Annotated in this window: 14 protein-coding genes; 9 read left to right on the forward strand and 5 right to left on the reverse strand. The window is 61.0% G+C overall.

Features of this window, described 5'->3' with window-relative positions:
* Positions 1 to 4 precede the first annotated feature (4 nt).
* From gatB to gatC, 3 genes are read right to left on the reverse strand one after another with little or no spacing between them, the layout of a single operon-like run.
* On the reverse strand, positions 5 to 1453 hold the full coding sequence (gene gatB, locus HCI85_RS19620) for an Asp-tRNA(Asn)/Glu-tRNA(Gln) amidotransferase subunit GatB (protein WP_090255542.1): 1449 nt from the start codon (positions 1451 to 1453) through the stop codon (positions 5 to 7).
* An 11-nt stretch (positions 1454 to 1464) separates the two neighbouring features.
* Positions 1465 to 2916, reverse strand: coding sequence for an Asp-tRNA(Asn)/Glu-tRNA(Gln) amidotransferase subunit GatA (gatA, locus tag HCI85_RS19625; protein ID WP_167147395.1), 1452 nt, complete (start codon positions 2914 to 2916; stop codon positions 1465 to 1467).
* A 15-nt stretch (positions 2917 to 2931) separates the two neighbouring features.
* The gene (gene gatC / locus HCI85_RS19630; protein ID WP_160089142.1) at positions 2932 to 3219 is read right to left on the reverse strand and encodes an Asp-tRNA(Asn)/Glu-tRNA(Gln) amidotransferase subunit GatC; all 288 of its coding nucleotides are present in this window, start codon (positions 3217 to 3219) and stop codon (positions 2932 to 2934) included.
* 266 nt (positions 3220 to 3485) lie between these two features.
* Between gatC and mreB the strand changes: the two genes are divergently transcribed.
* The 8 genes from mreB to tldD all read left to right on the forward strand — a co-directional run bounded on the left by mreB (position 3486) and on the right by tldD (position 14515).
* Entirely contained in the window at positions 3486 to 4523 is a 1038-nt protein-coding gene (mreB, locus tag HCI85_RS19635; RefSeq protein ID WP_090255536.1) for a rod shape-determining protein MreB, read from the forward strand.
* A gap of 136 nt (positions 4524 to 4659) precedes the next feature.
* Positions 4660 to 5571: a rod shape-determining protein MreC gene (gene mreC / locus HCI85_RS19640; protein ID WP_241693821.1), complete on the forward strand. Its 912-nt coding sequence runs from the start codon at positions 4660 to 4662 to the stop codon at positions 5569 to 5571.
* Positions 5571 to 6056 carry a rod shape-determining protein MreD gene (gene mreD / locus HCI85_RS19645; RefSeq protein WP_090255532.1) on the forward strand — a complete coding sequence of 162 codons (486 nt, stop codon included), beginning with the start codon at positions 5571 to 5573 and terminating at the stop codon, positions 6054 to 6056. Before mreC ends, mreD begins: the two co-directional genes overlap by 1 nt.
* A 45-nt stretch (positions 6057 to 6101) precedes the next feature.
* Positions 6102 to 6722, forward strand: coding sequence for a Maf family protein (locus tag HCI85_RS19650; protein ID WP_167147398.1), 621 nt, complete (start codon positions 6102 to 6104; stop codon positions 6720 to 6722).
* A 61-nt stretch (positions 6723 to 6783) separates the two neighbouring features.
* A complete protein-coding gene (rng, locus tag HCI85_RS19655; RefSeq protein WP_160089138.1) occupies positions 6784 to 8241 on the forward strand; it encodes a ribonuclease G in 1458 nt (485 codons plus the stop codon).
* 31 nt (positions 8242 to 8272) lie between these two features.
* Entirely contained in the window at positions 8273 to 12106 is a 3834-nt protein-coding gene (locus tag HCI85_RS19660; RefSeq protein ID WP_167147402.1) for a YhdP family protein, read from the forward strand.
* Positions 12107 to 12191: 85 nt separating this feature from the next.
* Entirely contained in the window at positions 12192 to 13061 is an 870-nt protein-coding gene (locus HCI85_RS19665; RefSeq protein ID WP_167147405.1) for a carbon-nitrogen hydrolase family protein, read from the forward strand.
* On the forward strand, positions 13058 to 14515 hold the full coding sequence (gene tldD, locus HCI85_RS19670; RefSeq protein WP_160089132.1) for a metalloprotease TldD: 1458 nt from the start codon (positions 13058 to 13060) through the stop codon (positions 14513 to 14515). Before HCI85_RS19665 ends, tldD begins: the two co-directional genes overlap by 4 nt.
* Before the next feature lie 48 nt (positions 14516 to 14563).
* On the opposite strand, the gene yjgA is transcribed toward tldD, so the two are convergent.
* Positions 14564 to 15085, reverse strand: coding sequence for a ribosome biogenesis factor YjgA (yjgA, locus tag HCI85_RS19675; RefSeq protein WP_167147408.1), 522 nt, complete (start codon positions 15083 to 15085; stop codon positions 14564 to 14566).
* A gap of 103 nt (positions 15086 to 15188) precedes the next feature.
* Between yjgA and pmbA the strand changes: the two genes are divergently transcribed.
* Positions 15189 to 16535, forward strand: a complete 1347-nt coding sequence (gene pmbA / locus HCI85_RS19680) for a metalloprotease PmbA (protein WP_167147411.1) — start codon at positions 15189 to 15191, stop codon at positions 16533 to 16535.
* Positions 16536 to 16602: 67 nt separating this feature from the next.
* On the opposite strand, the gene HCI85_RS19685 is transcribed toward pmbA, so the two are convergent.
* Complete coding sequence (locus HCI85_RS19685) at positions 16603 to 16875, reverse strand: HPr family phosphocarrier protein (protein WP_090255517.1); 273 nt, start codon at positions 16873 to 16875, stop codon at positions 16603 to 16605.
* Position 16876: the final 1 nt, after the last annotated feature.

Here is a 16876-nt window from a genome sequence, read left to right on the forward strand (position 1 = left end):
AGGCTCAAGCTTCGAGCTTTTTCTTCAACAGTTCGTTCACCTGGCCGGGGTTGGCCTTGCCCTTCGAGGCTTTCATGGCCTGGCCGACGAAGAAGCCGAACATCTTGCCGCGCTTGGCTTCATCCGCAGCCCGGTACTGTTCAACCTGTTCAGCGTTGGCGGCCAGTACTTCGTCCAGCATGGCTTCGATGGCGCCAGAGTCGGTGACCTGCTTGAGGCCTTTCTTCTCGATCACTTCGTCAGCGCTTGCACCTTCGCCGGCGGCCAGGGCCTCGAAGACCATCTTGGCGATCTTGCCGCTGATGGTGTTGTCCTTGATGCGCAGGATCATCCCGCCCAGCTGCTCAGCGGAAACCGGCGACTGGTCGATTTCCAGGTTGTCCTTGTTGAGCAGGCTGGACAGCTCACCCATCACCCAGTTGGCGGCCAGTTTGGCGTCGCCGCATACGGTGTTGACGGCTTCGAAGTAGTTGGCCAGTTCGCGGCTGGCAGCCAGTACGTCGGCGTCGTAGGCGGACAGGCCGAACTCGCGCTCGAAACGTGCGCGCTTCTCGACCGGCAACTCCGGCAGAGTGGCGCGCACTTCGTCGAGGAAGCTCTGCTCGATCACCACCGGCAGCAGGTCCGGGCAGGGGAAGTAACGGTAGTCGTTGGCTTCTTCCTTGCTGCGCATGGAGCGCGTCTGGTCCTTGTTCGGGTCGTACAGGCGAGTTTCCTGCACAACTTTGCCGCCGTCTTCGATCAGTTCGATTTGGCGTTGCACTTCATGGTTGATGGCTTTTTCGATAAAGCGGAACGAGTTGACGTTCTTGATCTCGGCGCGGGTGCCGAACTCGGCCTGGCCAACCGGGCGCACCGAGACGTTACAGTCGCAGCGTAGCGAGCCTTCGGCCATGTTGCCGTCGCAGATGCCGAGGTAGCGTACCAGTGCATGGATTGCCTTGACGTAGGCCACGGCTTCCTTGGCTGAGCGGATGTCCGGCTCGGAGACGATTTCCAGCAACGGCGTGCCGGCACGGTTGAGGTCGATGCCGCTCATACCGTGGAAGTCTTCGTGCAGGCTCTTGCCGGCGTCTTCTTCCAGGTGCGCGCGGGTGATGCCGATGCGCTTCTGGGTGCCGTCTTCCAGGGTGATGTCGAGGAAGCCCTTGCCAACGATGGGGTGGTCCATCTGGCTGGTCTGGTAGCCCTTGGGTAGGTCTGGGTAGAAGTAGTTCTTGCGCGCAAAGATGTTGTGCGGGGCGATTTCGGCATCAATCGCCAGGCCGAACTTGCAGGCCATGCGCACGGCTTCGGCGTTCAGTACCGGCAGGGTGCCAGGCATGCCGAGGTCAACCAGGCTGGCCTGGGTGTTGGGCTCGGCGCCGAAGGCGATGGCGCTGGCGGAAAATATCTTCGATTGGGTGCTGAGCTGGGCGTGAATTTCCAGCCCGATTACGGTTTCCCATTGCATGTCAGTCGTCCTCAGAATCCGCTCGGTGCGTGGGTGTGCCAGTCAGTGACCTGTTGGTACTGGTGGGCAACGTTGAGCAGGCGGCCTTCTTGGAAGTAGTTGCCGAGCAACTGCACGCCAACCGGTAAACCATCGACGAAGCCGGCAGGCATCGACAGGCCGGGGATGCCGGCGAGGTTGGCGGTGATGGTGTAGATGTCTTCCAGGTAGGCGGCGACCGGATCGTTGTTCTTCTCGCCGAGCTTCCAGGCCAGGTTTGGCGTGGTAGGGCCGAGGATCACGTCGACGTCATTGAAGGCGGCGACAAAATCATTCTTGATCAGGCGGCGGATCTTCTGCGCCTTCAGGTAGTAAGCGTCGTAGTAACCGGCGGACAGCGCGTAGGTGCCGACCATAATGCGGCGTTTTACTTCCGCACCGAAGCCTTCGCCGCGCGAGCGCTTGTACAGGTCTTCCAGATTCACCGGGTTTTCGCAGCGGTAGCCGAAGCGCACGCCGTCAAAGCGCGAGAGGTTGCTGCTGGCCTCGGCCGGGGCGATTACGTAGTAGGCGGGTATCGCGTGCTGCATATTGGGCAGGCTGATTTCCTTGACGGTCGCGCCGAGCTTTTTCAGCTCTTCCACCACGGCCATGACCTTCTCGCCGATGCGTGCGTCCAGACCTGCACCGAAGTATTCCTTCGGCAGGCCGATGCGCAGGCCGTTCAACGGCTGGCTGAGTGCGGCCAGGTAGTCATCAGCCGGCTGATCGACGCTGGTCGAGTCCTTGGCATCGAAACCGGCCATGGCTTGCAGCATCAGCGCGCAGTCTTCTGCAGTGCGGGCCAGTGGGCCGCCCTGGTCGAGGCTGGAGGCGTAGGCGATCATGCCCCAGCGCGAAACGCGGCCGTAGGTCGGCTTGATCCCGGTGAGGTTGGTCAGCGCCGCCGGCTGGCGAATCGAACCGCCAGTATCGGTGCCGGTAGCGGCCGGCAGCAGGCGTGCGGCCACTGCAGCGGCGGAACCGCCGGAAGAACCGCCGGGTACGCGGCTCAGGTCCCAGGGGTTTTTCACCGCGCCGTAGTGGCTGGATTCGTTGGCCGAGCCCATGGCGAATTCGTCCATGTTCAGCTTGCCCAGGGTCACGGCGCCGGCGCTGGCGAGCTTGTCGACCACGGTGGCGTTATAGGGGGCCTTGAACCCGGTGAGGATTTTCGATGCGCAGCTGGTCAGCACGTCTTGCGTGCAGAACAGATCCTTGTGGCCGATTGGTGCGCCGAGCAGGGCGCCATTCTCGCCGTTGGCGCGGCGGGCGTCAGCCGCGGTGGCTTGGCTCAGGGCCAGCTCCTCGGTGACGGTGATAAAGCTGTTGAGCTGCGGGTCGAGTTGGGCGATGCGCGCCAACAGGCTGCGGGTCAGCTCTTCAGATGAAAACTGTTTGTCGGCGAGTCCGCGGGCGATCTCGGCCAGAGTAAATTGATGCATGGCTTGGCTTATCCCTTACTCGATGACTTTCGGAACCAGGTACAGGCCGTTTTCCACGGCGGGTGCGATGGCCTGATAGGCCTCGCGCTGGTTGCGCTCGGTGACCTGGTCGGCGCGCAGGCGCTGAGTGGCTTCCAGTGGGTGAGCCAGTGGTTCGATGCCGTCTGTATTGACCGCTTGCATCTGATCAATCAGGCCAAGAATGTTATTAAGGGTCTCGGTTGTACCCGGGATATCGGCTTCATTCAGGCCCAGTCGGGCCAGATGAGCGATTTTCTCCACGTCGGAGCGTTCAAGCGCCATCAGGTTTCTCCCTATATGAAGCAGCGCATTTGCTGGCCGCCTTTGGAAATGTGAACGGGTCGCCATGCACAGGTGCGCAGGGAACAGATAGTGACAGGTGGTGGTCAAAGGTCGCGATGATGGGCCTTAAAGCCCTGAAAAACCGGCAATCTAACATATTGGTGCCTTGCTCAAAATCCCTGCCGTTGTTAGAGTTTGCCGCACTTTTTAGCAGCGCCTTTACCGCGCTTCGCCTTTACCCACGCGTTGCCTAGGGTCCCTATCCCATGTTCAAAAAACTGCGTGGCATGTTTTCCAGCGATCTGTCGATTGACCTGGGCACTGCCAATACCCTGATTTATGTTCGCGAACGCGGCATTGTGCTGAACGAGCCGTCCGTGGTCGCCATCCGTACCCACGGTAACCAGAAGAGCGTTGTGGCGGTCGGAACAGAAGCCAAGCGCATGCTCGGCCGTACCCCCGGCAACATTGCCGCCATTCGTCCGATGAAAGACGGCGTGATCGCCGACTTCAGCGTCTGCGAGAAGATGCTGCAGTACTTCATCAACAAAGTTCACGAAAACAGCTTCCTGCAACCGTCGCCGCGCGTGCTGATCTGCGTGCCGTGCAAATCCACCCAGGTGGAGCGTCGCGCCATCCGTGAATCGGCCCTCGGTGCCGGTGCCCGTGAAGTGTTCCTGATCGAAGAGCCAATGGCTGCTGCCATCGGTGCCGGCCTGCCGGTTGAAGAGGCCCGCGGTTCGATGGTCGTCGACATCGGTGGTGGTACCACTGAAATCGCCCTTATCTCGCTGAACGGTGTGGTTTATGCCGAATCCGTCCGCGTTGGTGGCGACCGTTTCGATGAAGCGATCATCACCTACGTACGTCGCAACTACGGTTCGCTAATTGGTGAATCCACCGCTGAGCGCATCAAGCAGGAAATCGGTACTGCGTATGCCGGTGGCGAACTGCGTGAAGTCGACGTGCGTGGCCGCAACCTGGCCGAAGGCGTACCGCGCAGCTTCACCCTGAACTCCAACGAAGTGCTCGAAGCGCTGCAGGAGTCCCTGGCGACTATCGTCCAGGCGGTGAAAAGCGCGCTGGAGCAATCGCCGCCAGAATTGGCTTCCGACATTGCCGAGCGTGGTCTGGTGCTCACCGGCGGTGGCGCGTTGCTGCGTGATCTGGACAAACTGCTGTCGCAGGAAACCGGCCTGCCGGTTATCGTCGCTGAAGACCCGCTGACCTGCGTTGCACGCGGTGGCGGCAAGGCGCTGGAGATGATGGATCGCCACACCATGGACTTGCTGTCCTCGGAATAAGCGCGACCGCTCCACGTCTTGAGCTGCAAGCCGGGTTCTACTCGCTTGCAGCTTTTGTTTTGCTGCCTGACGCTGTGAGGAGCTGCCGATCAAACCGCTATTTGCCAAAGGTCCTTCGCTGGGTGTACGCCTGCTGGTGTTCACCGTGTTGTCGGCTGCGCTGATGGTGGTCGATGCACGCTTCACTTTGCTGCATCCGTTGCGCGCCCAACTGGGGCTGATTGTTGAACCGGTGTATTGGGTTGGGCGGCTGCCCGTTCGGGTGTGGGAAAGCGCGACCCAGGAGCTGAGCACGCGTAACGAGCTTGCCGCCGAAAATGAAAAGCTCAAGGCCGAGCAGTTGATGATGCAGCGTCGTCTGCAGAAACTCGCTGCGCTCACCGAGCAGAACGTGCGTCTGCGCGAGCTGCTCAATTCGGCCGCTTTGGTTGACGACGATGTACTGGCCACCGAACTGATTGGTATCGACCCCAATCCCTTTACCCACCGGATCCTGATCGACAAAGGTGAAAAAGACGGTGTGGTATTGGGTCAGCCCGTGCTGGATGCCCGCGGTCTGATGGGCCAGGTCGTCGAGGTCATGCCCTACACCTCTCGCGTTCTCCTGCTGACCGATACCACCCACAGCATTCCCGTGCAGGTCAATCGCAACGGCCTGCGCGCCATCGCCAGTGGCACCGGCAACCCGGAGCGCCTGGAATTGCGCCATGTTGCTGACACGGCGGATATCAAAGAAGGCGATCTGCTGGTCAGCTCTGGCCTTGGCCAGCGCTTCCCGGCCGGTTATCCGGTGGCCATGGTGTCCGAAGTGATCCACGACTCCGGTCAGCCTTTTGCGATTGTCCGTGCAGTGCCCACTGCCACGCTGAACCGCAGTCGTTACATGCTGCTGGTGTTCACCGATCCGCGTACGCCGGAGCAGCGCGCCACTGAGTCAGCGCAGGCGCAGGAAGCCCTGGACCGTGAAATTCTGCAGCAGGCGCAGCCTGAACAACCTGCGGTCCCCGCACCCGCAGCGCCCGCCAATCCGACGGAGGCCACGCAATAATGGCCGCACGATCAAGCAATATCTGGGTGGTCTGGCTGACACTTGCCGTGGCGCTGCTGCTCAGCGTGTCGAGCATGCCCAAGTTCATGGAACTGGGGCGGCCGCTCTGGTTGGCGTTGTTTCTGACTTACTGGGTCTTGGCTGTGCCGCATCGTGTGGGCATGACTACGGCCTGGGTTATTGGCCTGTTAGCCGATGTGCTGAATGGCACCTTGCTCGGCCAAAATGCGCTGATCCTGACTCTGATTACTTTTCTGGTGCTGACCCTGCATCAGCGTCTGCGCATGTTCCCCATGTGGCAGCAAAGCACCGTGCTGCTGGTGGTGTTCGGTTTGGCGCAGCTGGTGCAGCTGTGGCTGAACGCGCTGACCGGCAGTCGCCCGCCAACCTTGACCTTTGTCTTGCCAGCGCTGGTCAGTGCGCTGCTCTGGCCTTGGGTCTGCACTTTGCTGCGCGGGCTGCATCAGCGTCTGGGCGTCAATTAAGCAAGGCCGCTGGGCCTTGCGTTTATCCGACAGGGAGAAGTCAGCATGGCCACCCTCTATCTCGCCTCCGGATCGCCGCGTCGCCGCGAGCTGTTGACGCAAATTGCTGTGCCCTTCCTCACGCAAATCGCACCGATTGATGAAAATGCATTGCCAGGCGAGTCGCCAATCGCCTATGTAGAGCGTCTGGCGCTTAGCAAAGCGCAAGCTGGGCTGGCTGCATTGACCGATACCGCGGATGCCGTGGTGCTCGGTGCAGATACGGCTGTGGTGCTTGATGGACGAATTCTTGGCAAGCCGACCGACCGCGCCGATGCGTTGTCGACGCTCAGTGATCTGTCTGGTCGAACCCATGACGTGCTGACGGCCGTGGCGCTGGTCAGCCGCGAACGCCAGGTGTCGCGGTTGGTCACAAGCCAGGTGACCTTCCGTGCGTTGAGCCAAGCCGAAATCGAGGCCTACTGGGCCAGCGGCGAGCCGCAGGATAAGGCCGGGTGTTACGGTATTCAGGGCCTGGCTGCGGTGTTTGTCAGCCAGTTGCGGGGCAGTTATTCGGCGGTGGTGGGCTTGCCGCTGTGTGAAACGGCCGCTTTGCTCGCAGAATTTGCTATTCCGTGCTGGCAGTCGCTGCCAGTTCACAGTCAAGAGGTTGCGGGTCGCGGGTGAGTGACAGCCATTATCGGCGCAGTCCCTGGGCTTTCAGCTTTATCTCAGAAGAGATGAGCGCATGAGTGAAGAGATCCTGATCAATATCACGCCGATGGAATCGCGCGTGGCGGTGGTGGAAAACGGCGTACTGCAGGAAGTGCATGTCGAGCGCACGCAGAAGCGTGGCATCGTCGGCAATATCTACAAAGGCAAGGTGGTACGTGTACTGCCGGGCATGCAAGCGGCTTTTATCGATATCGGCCTCGAACGTGCGGCGTTTATACACGCGGCGGAAATTTCCACCCGTGAAGGTTCGGCGGTGGAAAGCATCAGCGCTCTGGTGCATGAAGGCCAGAGCCTGGTCGTGCAAGTGACCAAGGATCCGATTGGCAGTAAGGGCGCACGTCTGACCACCCAGCTGTCGATTCCCTCGCGCTACCTGGTCTATATGCCGCGCACCGCCCACGTTGGCATCTCGCTGAAAATTGAAGACGAAGCCGAGCGCGAGCGCCTAAAACAGGTGGTGGCCGATTGCGTGGCGGCAGAAGGCATCGAAGAAGCCGGTGGTTTTATTCTGCGCACGGCGGCTGATGGTGCCGGTGCCGATGAGATCCTTGCAGACATCCGTTACCTACGCCGCCTGTGGGAACAGATCGCCACGCAGATGAAGGTCGGCCCGACGCCGCTGGTGATCTATGAAGATCTGTCCCTTGCACTGCGCACCCTGCGTGATCTGGTCAACCCGAAAATCGAGAAGATTCGCGTCGATTCGCGCGAGACTTTCGGCAAGATCACTCAGTTCGTTGATGAGTTGATGCCGGAAATCGCTGACCGCCTGGAGCATTACCCCGGTGAACGGCCGATCTTCGATCTGTATGGCGTTGAGGATGAAATCCAGAAGGCCCTGGAGCGCAAGGTGCCGCTCAAGTCCGGAGGTTACCTGATCATCGATCCAGCCGAGGCGATGAGCACCATTGATGTGAATACCGGCGCGTTCGTCGGTCACCGCACGCTGGAAGAGACCATCTTCAAGACCAACCTGGAAGCCGCCACCGCGATTGCTCGCCAGCTGCGCCTGCGCAATATCGGCGGGATCATCATCATCGACTTCATCGACATGGAAGATGAAGAGCACCAGCGCCAGGTACTGCGTACCTTGGAGAAGCAGCTGGAGCGCGACCATGCCAAGACCAATATCATCGGCATCACCGAGCTGGGCCTGGTGCAGATGACCCGCAAGCGCACCCGCGAGAGCCTTGAACAGGTGCTCTGCGAGCCGTGCAGCGCCTGTCAGGGTCGCGGCAAGCTGAAAACGGCGGAGACCACCTGCTACGAAATCTTCCGCGAAATTCTGCGTGAGGCGCGGGCCTATCAACCGGAAGGTTATCGCGTGTTGGCCAATCAGAAAGTGGTCGACCGGCTGCTCGATGAAGAGTCGGGCAACGTCGCCGATCTCGAAGCTTTTATCGGCCGCACCATCAAGTTCCAGGTTGAAACCATGTATTCCCAGGAACAGTACGATGTGGTGCTGCTCTGATATGCGCGTTTACCGCCTGGGCGTGAACTGAATGGCCGCGTTGGCGCGCTGGGTTACCTTGCTGCTGCGTACGGCATTGGGGCTGTGCGCTTTGACGCTGGTATTGGCGGCGCTGTATGTCAGCCTCGGGCGCGAGCTGGTGCCGCTGGTCGCCGAATACCGACTGGAAGCCGAAGACAAGGCACGTGAAGCGTTGGCCATGCCGGTGCAGATCGGTGAATTGGAAGGCCTCTGGCAGGGTTTTTCGCCCGTACTTACCGCTCACGATGTTGCGCTCGGTGATGGCGCAGGCGCCTTGCAGCTGGATCAGGTGCGCGTAATGCCTGATGTGCTAGCTAGCCTCCTAGCGCGACAGTTGCGCATTGCCCGGCTTGAGCTGGATGGTGTGCAGCTGGTCGTGCAGCAAGCTGAAGACGGTAGCTGGTCGCTCAAGGGCTTACCGCAGCGCAATGAACCCGCGCCGCTCGATCTGGCTCAGGTGCTGACACAGTCGCAGATGCTCAAGCGCCTGTCGCTGTTCAACAGCCAAGTCACCATACAGGCCTTCGATCAGTCGGCACGAACCCTGACCTATGTAAACCTCACCCTGCGCAACGGCAGCGCGCGTCAGCGCCTGGACGGCCGCCTGCTGTTGCCCGATGGTCAGCCGCTTGCCCTGCAGTTGCGCACGCGTATAAACGCTAAGCACTGGCAAGACGCCCAAGCCGAGCTGTATCTGAGCCTGCCGCAGAGCGATTGGGCGGCCTGGGTGCCGACGAGCCTGTTGGCGCAATGGCGGCTTGAGCAGTTGCAGCTGGGCGGTGAGGTCTGGCTGAGCTGGGCCAATGGCGGCGTGCAGCGGGCTGTCAGTCGCCTGCATGTGCCGCAGCTCAAGGCCGGCTACGCCGAGCGCGAGTCGGTGGCGCTGAATAATCTGGCGCTGAATGCTTACTTCACCCGCACCGAGCAAGGCTTCAAGCTGTTCCTGGATGATCTGGCGTTCAGTCGGGGTGAACAGCGTTGGGGCGATGTCCGTCTTGCATTGACCCAGCAGGCAGAGAGCGCAGAAGTACAGGAACAATGGTTGCTGAGTGCTGATCGCCTTGATCTGGCGCCGCTTCAGCCCTTGGTGGCAGGGCTTGCACCACTGCCGGATAAGGGGCTGGCGCTGCTTGAACAACTCAAACCGCATGGCGCGCTGCGCAATCTTCAACTCGACTACCGGCCGCGGTTGATCGATGGCAAACGCCTGCAGTTCTCGGCCAATCTAGAACGCATCGGTTTTGCCGCATACCTTGGCTCGCCGGCCGCAGAAAATGTCAGCGGCAGCATCAGCGGTGATCTCGGACAAGGTGAGTTACGCCTGGACAGCGAAAATTTTTCCCTGCACCTCGACACCCTGTTCCCTAAACCTTGGGTCTACCAGAAAGCCAACGCCTTGCTGACCTGGCAGATTGACGAGCACGCCTTCACCTTACGCAGTCCGTACCTGCGTGTGCAGGGTGAGGAGGGGCCGGTCGCCGGTGACTTCCTCATCCGCCTGCGTGTTGACCCGACGCAGGAAGATTACATGGACCTGCGTGTCGGGCTGCGCAACGGCGATGCGCGCTTTACCGAGAAATACCTGCCAAGCCGTGCGCCGGGCATGAGTGCTGACTTGGATGCTTGGTTGAAAAGTGCCATCCGGGGTGGCGCGGTGGATGAAGGCTATTTCCAATACCAGGGTTCGCTGAACAAAGGTGCAGAAAATGCTGCGCGCAGCATCAGCCTGTTCTTTGCTGTGCATGATGCCGAGTTGGCCTTTCAGCCCGGCTGGCCAGCCCTGCGTGAAGGCCGTGGTCGTGTCTTGATCGAGGACACCGGCGTACGCGTTGAGTTGGCCGAAGGGCGCATTCTCGATAGCCAGGTGAGCGATGCTCAGGCATTGATTGCGACGGCATTGCCGGGCCAGCCGCCGCGTCTGTTGCTGACCAGTGAGCTGAGCAGCAACGTTGAGGATGCCCTGCATATCCTGCAACAGGCGCCGATAGGCACTGCTGAAACGTTTGCGGGATGGGCGGGTGCAGGTGCGCTGGCCGGCAAGCTCAAGCTTGATCTGCCGCTGCGCAAGGGCTTAGCTCCGGCAGTGGTGGTGGATTTCGCTACTGAAAGCGCACAACTCAGCTTGCCCAATCCGCCGCTGCAATTCAGTCAGTTGCAAGGCGCCTTCCGTTACAACACCGCCAGTGGCCTGAGCGCCCCGGATATTCGTGCCCAGGTGCTGGGGCATGCGGTGCGCGGTAAAGCGTTGGCCGAAGGTGCGCGGGGTAAAGCACGCAGCCGTATTGAGGCCAGCGGAGAGATTGCCGTCAAAGAACTGAGCGCTTGGCTGGGGGTGACCCAGCCGCTGCCCATCAGCGGTACGCTGCCGTATCGCCTCAACCTGATTCTCGAGGGGGCCGACAGTCAACTGCGCGTGAGTTCATCCCTCAAAGGCGCGACGGTGGCCTTGCCTGCACCGTTCGGCAAGGCCGCTGCCGAGGCGCGGGCGACGCAGTGGCGTATGAGCCTGGGCGGTCGTGAGCAGCGCTACTGGTTGGATTACGCCGATTTACTGAGCCTGACCTTCGCTGCTAGCCCAGGTCAGTTCAATCAGGGGCGTGGTGAGATTCGCTTGGCCGACGGTCCAGCCAGCCTGCCTACCAGCCAAGGCTTGCGCGTGCGTGGGCGCGTGGCAGAGCTGGATTGGTCGGCCTGGCAGGCGGTGTTGCAGCCCTATGCCAGCGTGCCGATCGGTGATGCACAGCGACTGTTCAAGGATGCGCAGCTGCGTATTGGACGTTTCAGCGGCTTTGGTATCAGCCTCGATACGCTGGAGGTCGCGGTTCAGCGTGAGGCTGCCGCCTGGGCAGTCAGCCTCGACAGCCCACAGCTCAAAGGCCAGGTCGGCTTGCCGGATGCCCGTGAGCTGCCGATTGCTTTGACACTCGACTATCTGCGCTTACCAGCGGCAGAGAAGAAAATCGCCGGCGAGCCGGTAGTCGATGCGCCCGATCCGCTGGCCAGTTTCGACCCGAGCCGTTTCCCAGCGCTGGACGTGCGGATCGCCGAGGTCTATCAAGGCATCGAACCGCTGGGCAGCTGGTCGCTCAAAGCGCGCCCGGTCAGTGCCGGTGTGCATTTCAACGAGTTGGACCTCAACCTCAAAGGCCTGAAGATTGGCGGCCGCGCCACCTGGCTAAACGCCGCAAATGGCGTGCGCACGAGCTACAAGGGGCGCATGGAAGGTGCCGATCTGGCCGATGTGCTGATCGCCTGGGGCTTTGCACCGACCGCCAGCAGCCGCGACTTTCATATGGATGTTGAGGGTGATTGGCCCGGCTCGCCGGCCTGGTTCGGTTTGAAGCGTTTCAGCGGTACGCTGGATGCTTCGCTGCGCAAAGGCCAGTTCTCCGAGGTGGAGGGACCGGCTTCGGCGTTGCGGGTTTTCGGCCTGTTGAATTTCAACTCGATCGGCCGGCGCCTGCGCCTGGACTTCTCCGACCTGCTTGGCAAGGGCCTGAGCTATGACCGGGTCAAAGGGTTACTGGTGGCCGACAACGGTGTATTCGTGACCCGTGAGCCGATCACCCTTGAAGGCCCATCGAGCAATCTGGAACTTAATGGCACCCTGGATATGGCCAATGACCGTATCGATGCCAAGTTGTTGGTGACCTTGCCGGTGACCAACAACCTGCCACTGGCTGCGCTGATAGTCGGTGCGCCGGCCATCGGTGGTGCGCTGTTTATCGCCGATAAGCTGCTGGGTGACCGCGTGGCGCGCTTTGCCAGTGTGCAGTACGACGTCAAGGGTGCCTGGCAGAATCCGGACATCAGCTTCGACAAACCCTTCGAAAAACCTCAGTAAACCGTGCATGGCTGATATGCAGCCGTGCAGTCTGCGGGTATGGCTTGTAAGCTGAAGCCATACCGGTATCGAGATAAAGGCAGTCATGACTTTCGCTGTCATTCAAATGGTCAGCCAGGCCGATGTCCTGGCCAATCTGGCCCAGGCTCGGCAGTTGCTTGAGCAGGCTGCCGCACAAGGTGCGCGATTGGCCGTACTGCCGGAAAATTTCGCGGCCATGGGCCGGCGCGATCAGGCCGCGCTGGGGCGCGCCGAAGCGTTGGGCGCGGGACCGATTCTGCCTTGGTTGCAACAAGCCGCCCGTGACCTGGGCTTGTGGATTGTCGCCGGCACCTTGCCCTTGCCGCCGGATGGTCAGCCCGATGCCAAGGCTCATGCCTGCTCGCTGCTGATCGATAATGCCGGCCAGCGCGTGGCGCGCTATGACAAGCTGCATTTGTTCGATGTGGATGTCAGCGACAGCCATGGCCGCTACCGCGAGTCGGATGATTACGCCTTCGGCGCTCAGGTCGTCGTTGCCGATACCCCGGTCGGGCGCTTGGGCATGACCGTTTGCTATGACCTGCGCTTTCCCGAGTTGTACAGTGCCCTGCGCGCAGCCGGTGCAGAGCTGATCTGTGCGCCGGCGGCCTTTACTGCGGTTACCGGTGCAGCACATTGGCAGATACTCACCCGCGCGCGGGCCATCGAAACCCAGTGCTATGTGCTGGCGGCTGGACAGGGCGGCATCCATCCTGGCGGGCGCGAAACCTTTGGTCATTCAGCACTGGTCGATCCATGGGGTCGCGTGCTCGCGGAGCTGCCGCAGGGGCCGGGGGTGCTGCTGGCCGAACGGGATGCAGCCGAGCAGGCGGCGATCCGCCAGCGCATGCCGGTGGCGCGGCATAAACGATTTTTTGCGGCAGCCGAACCACGGCTGCCAGGTGCAACAGTCATCAACGAGATTGAGCAATGAACAGTATGTTGGTATCCGTCAGTGAACATCTGCTGGGGCCGGGCGGCTTGACCATTGAGCACCTGCCTGCGGTCCTGGCTGACTTGGCCGGGCCGGGAATCGATGCGGCCGACCTGTACTTCCAGAGCCAGGTCTCAGAAACCTGGGCGCTGGAAGACGGCATCGTCAAGGAAGGCAGTTTCAACCTCGATCAGGGTGTCGGTGTACGCGCTCAGTCGGGTGAGAAAACCGGTTTTGCCTACAGTAATGCGATCACTGCCGATGCCCTGAGTCAGGCTGCGCGAGCGGCTCGCTCGATTGCTCGTGCCGGGCAGAACGGTCGTGTGCAAGCGTTCAGCAGCCCGCTGGTCAAACCGCTGTATGCCCAGGACAACCCGCTGGATGTGTTGGGACGGGCGGAAAAGGTCGAACTGCTCAAGCGCATCGACGTCGCCACCCGCGCCCTTGATCCCCGCATCAAGCAGGTTTCGGTCAGCCTGGCTGGGGTGTGGGATCGCGTTCTGGTGGCGGCGAATGACGGCAGCCTGGGCGCGGACATCCGCCCGCTGGTGCGCTTCAATGTCAGCGTGATCGTCGAGCAGAACGGTCGTCGCGAGCGCGGCAGCCAAGGCGGCGGCGGGCGTACCGATTACCGCTACTTCCTCGAACAGACCAGCAATAACGAAGAGCGCGCCATGGGCTATGCCCGTGAGGCGCTGCGTCAAGCACTGGTCAATCTGGAAGCGATTCCAGCCCCAGCAGGCACGATGCCCGTAGTGATGGGCGCCGGTTGGTCTGGCGTGCTGCTGCACGAGGCCGTCGGTCATGGCCTGGAGGGCGACTTCAACCGTAAAGGCAGTTCGGCCTACAGCGGCCGCATGGGCGAGCAGGTGGCGTCCAGCCTGTGCACCATCGTCGACGATGGCACCCTGGCCGAGCGCCGTGGTTCCCTGAGCATGGACGATGAAGGCACCCAGACCCAGTGCACCACGCTGATCGAGAACGGCGTGCTCAAAGGCTACATGCAGGACAAGCTGAATGCCCGCCTGATGGGCGTGGCCTGCACCGGTAACGGTCGTCGTGAGTCCTACGCGCACCTGCCTATGCCACGCATGACCAACACGTACATGCTGGCCGGCGAAAGCGACCCGGAAGAAATCATCCGTTCGGTGAAGAAGGGCATCTACTGCGCCAACCTCGGCGGCGGCCAGGTGGATATCACCAGCGGCAAGTTCGTGTTCTCCACCAGCGAGGCTTACCTGATCGAAGACGGTAAGATCACCGCCCCGGTTAAAGGCGCCACCCTGATCGGCAATGGCCCGGAAGCCATGAGCAAGGTGTCGATGGTTGGTAACGACCTAGCGCTGGACAGCGGCGTTGGCACCTGCGGCAAGGACGGCCAATCGGTGCCGGTTGGCGTGGGCCAGCCGACGCTGAAGATTGATGCGATTACGGTGGGCGGTACGGGCAGCTAAAAATCGTCGATTGGGTTGAGCGTTGCGCAGCCCAATCGATGTGCTGGTTTAGCGCAAGCCGCGCTGGGTTTCGTCCAGCTCGCGGATGTATTTGAAGATTTTGCGGGACGCGGCAGGCGCTTTGTTCTGCGCCAGTTCGTGCTGGCCCTGACGGATCAGCTGGCGCAGGTGCTGGCGGTCGGCGTTGGGGTATTCGACGACAAATTTTTCCAGGGTGTCGTCGTCGCCGTTGAGTAAGCGGTCACGCCAGCGCTCCAGGTTATGAAAGCGTTCGTTGTACTGGCGGGTGGAGGCATCCAGCTGGTCGAGCAAGGTCAGGATGGCTGGGATGTCCTGGTCGCGCATCAAGCGGCCAATAAACTGCACATGGCGCTTCTTCGCGGCATTGGCGGTGTGCTTGGGCGCTTCGGCCAGCGCGCGGCGCAGCTCGTCGGTCAGCGGCAGTTTGTTCAGCAGATCGAGTTTCAGGGTAGTCAGGCGTTGCCCCAGATCCTGCAGCGCATGAAACTCGCGCTTGATCTGGGTTTTGCTCTTCTCGCCGGAGAAGTCGTCGTCAAGGTATTCAGACATGGTGGCGGTCCAGTGGAAAACGCCGACATGATAGCAGCAAGTTTCCAGCTGTAAGCGTCTGGCCTGTGTGGCCGCGTTTGCCGCTTATCGTTCAGGAGTTCTTATGAGTGCAGTAGACATCGTCGGCCCGCAGGCTGTGCCGCATTTACAGGCGCAGGTGGAGCAGATTATTGCCGAGGCTAAAAAGCAGGGCGCGAGTGCCTGCGAGGTTGCCGTCTCGGTGGAACAGGGCTTGTCCACCACGGTGCGTCAGGGTGATGTGGAAACAGTCGAATTCAACCGCGACCAAGGTTTTGGCATCACGTTGTATGTGGGGCAGCGCAAGGGCTCTGCCAGCACCTCTGCAAGTGGTGAGGCGGCGATCCGTGAAACGGTCGCAGCCGCCCTGGCGATTGCCAAACATGCCTCTGAAGATGAGTGTGCCGGCTTGGCCGATGCCGCACTGATGGCCCGCGAGCTGCCCCAGCTGGATCTGTACCATGCCTGGTCGATCACGCCAGAGCAAGCCATCGAGCAGGCCTTGAGCTGCGAGGCGGCGGCTTTTGCTGCCGATCAGCGGATCAAGAACGCCGACGGCACCACGCTGAATACCCATCAAGGCTGCCGGGTTTATGGCAACAGCCATGGCTTTATCAGCGGTTACGCCAGCACGCGGCACAGCTTGAGCAGCGTGATGATCGCCGAAGACGGCGGGCAGATGCAGCGCGACTATTGGTACGACGTTAATCGCCAGGGTGAGTTGCTGGCCGATGCCAGCAGCATTGGCCGTCGTGCCGCCGAGCGTGCGGTAAGCCGGTTGGGTGCGCGTCCGGTGCCGACCTGCGAAGTGCCAGTGCTGTTCGCTGCAGAATTAGCGGGTGGCCTGTTTGGCAGTTTTCTCGCGGCGATTTCCGGCGGCAATTTGTACCGCAAGTCGTCGTTTCTTGAAGGGACACTAGGTCAGCAGTTATTCCCTACGTGGTTGACACTGGATGAGCGCCCACATATCCCCCGTGCGCTGGGCAGCGCTGCCTTTGATGGCGACGGTCTGGCGACCTATGCAAAATCCTTTGTCGAGCGCGGCGAGCTGCTGTCCTATGTGCTCGGCACCTACTCCGGACGCAAGCTGGGTATGCCCAGCACCGCCAACTCCGGTGGCGTGCATAACCTGTTTGTAAGCCATGGCGATGAAGACCAGAAGGCGCTGCTCAAACGCATGGGGCGTGGTCTGCTGGTCACTGAGCTGATGGGCCAGGGCCTGAATATGGTCACCGGTGATTATTCGCGCGGTGCCGGTGGCTACTGGGTTGAGAATGGCGAAATCCAGTTCCCGGTGCAGGAAGTCACGATTGCCGGCAACCTGCGCGACATGTTCAAGCAGATTGTTGCAGTCGGTAATGATCTGGAACTGCGCAGCAATATCCGCACAGGTTCGGTGCTGATTGAGCGGATGACTGTGGCGGGTAGTTGATTCAGGTCGCATGAAAAATGGGGCTAACGCGTAAGCGTTCAGCCCCATTTTACTGTCTCTCGATCAGCTATTCGCCTTCGTCGAAGTAGTTGTTGATCAGCTCGCTCAGGGCCTGCAGCGCCTCGCTATCCTGCTCGCCTTCGGTGTGCAGGTGCACCGGTGTGCCTTTGCCGGCGGCGAGCATCATTACTGCCATGATGCTTTTGCCGTCGACCAGACTCTCCGGCGTGCGACCTACCTTAACCTGGCAGGGAAAACGCCCAGCGACGCCGACAAACTTGGCCGCCGCGCGGGCGTGCAGGCCAAGTTTGTTGATAATGGTGATTTCGCAGGCGGGCATC

This window comes from Pseudomonas sp. OTU750018 (assembly GCF_011636575.1).
Taxonomy (GTDB): domain Bacteria; phylum Pseudomonadota; class Gammaproteobacteria; order Pseudomonadales; family Pseudomonadaceae; genus Aquipseudomonas; species Aquipseudomonas peli.

Excerpts from the sequence above, each read along its gene's own strand:
- gatB (WP_090255542.1), bottom strand. The coding sequence starts at position 1,453 with ATGCAATGGGAAACCGTAATCGGGCTGGAAATTCACGCCCAGCTCAGC.
- gatA (WP_167147395.1), bottom strand. The coding sequence starts at position 2,916 with ATGCATCAATTTACTCTGGCCGAGATCGCCCGCGGACTCGCCGACAAA.
- gatC (WP_160089142.1), bottom strand. The coding sequence starts at position 3,219 with ATGGCGCTTGAACGCTCCGACGTGGAGAAAATCGCTCATCTGGCCCGA.
- mreB (WP_090255536.1), top strand. The coding sequence starts at position 3,486 with ATGTTCAAAAAACTGCGTGGCATGTTTTCCAGCGATCTGTCGATTGAC.
- mreD (WP_090255532.1), top strand. The coding sequence starts at position 5,571 with ATGGCCGCACGATCAAGCAATATCTGGGTGGTCTGGCTGACACTTGCC.
- HCI85_RS19650 (WP_167147398.1), top strand. The coding sequence starts at position 6,102 with ATGGCCACCCTCTATCTCGCCTCCGGATCGCCGCGTCGCCGCGAGCTG.
- rng (WP_160089138.1), top strand. The coding sequence starts at position 6,784 with ATGAGTGAAGAGATCCTGATCAATATCACGCCGATGGAATCGCGCGTG.
- HCI85_RS19660 (WP_167147402.1), top strand. The coding sequence starts at position 8,273 with ATGGCCGCGTTGGCGCGCTGGGTTACCTTGCTGCTGCGTACGGCATTG.
- HCI85_RS19665 (WP_167147405.1), top strand. The coding sequence starts at position 12,192 with ATGACTTTCGCTGTCATTCAAATGGTCAGCCAGGCCGATGTCCTGGCC.
- tldD (WP_160089132.1), top strand. The coding sequence starts at position 13,058 with ATGAACAGTATGTTGGTATCCGTCAGTGAACATCTGCTGGGGCCGGGC.
- yjgA (WP_167147408.1), bottom strand. The coding sequence starts at position 15,085 with ATGTCTGAATACCTTGACGACGACTTCTCCGGCGAGAAGAGCAAAACC.
- pmbA (WP_167147411.1), top strand. The coding sequence starts at position 15,189 with ATGAGTGCAGTAGACATCGTCGGCCCGCAGGCTGTGCCGCATTTACAG.
- HCI85_RS19685 (WP_090255517.1), bottom strand. The coding sequence starts at position 16,875 with ATGCCCGCCTGCGAAATCACCATTATCAACAAACTTGGCCTGCACGCC.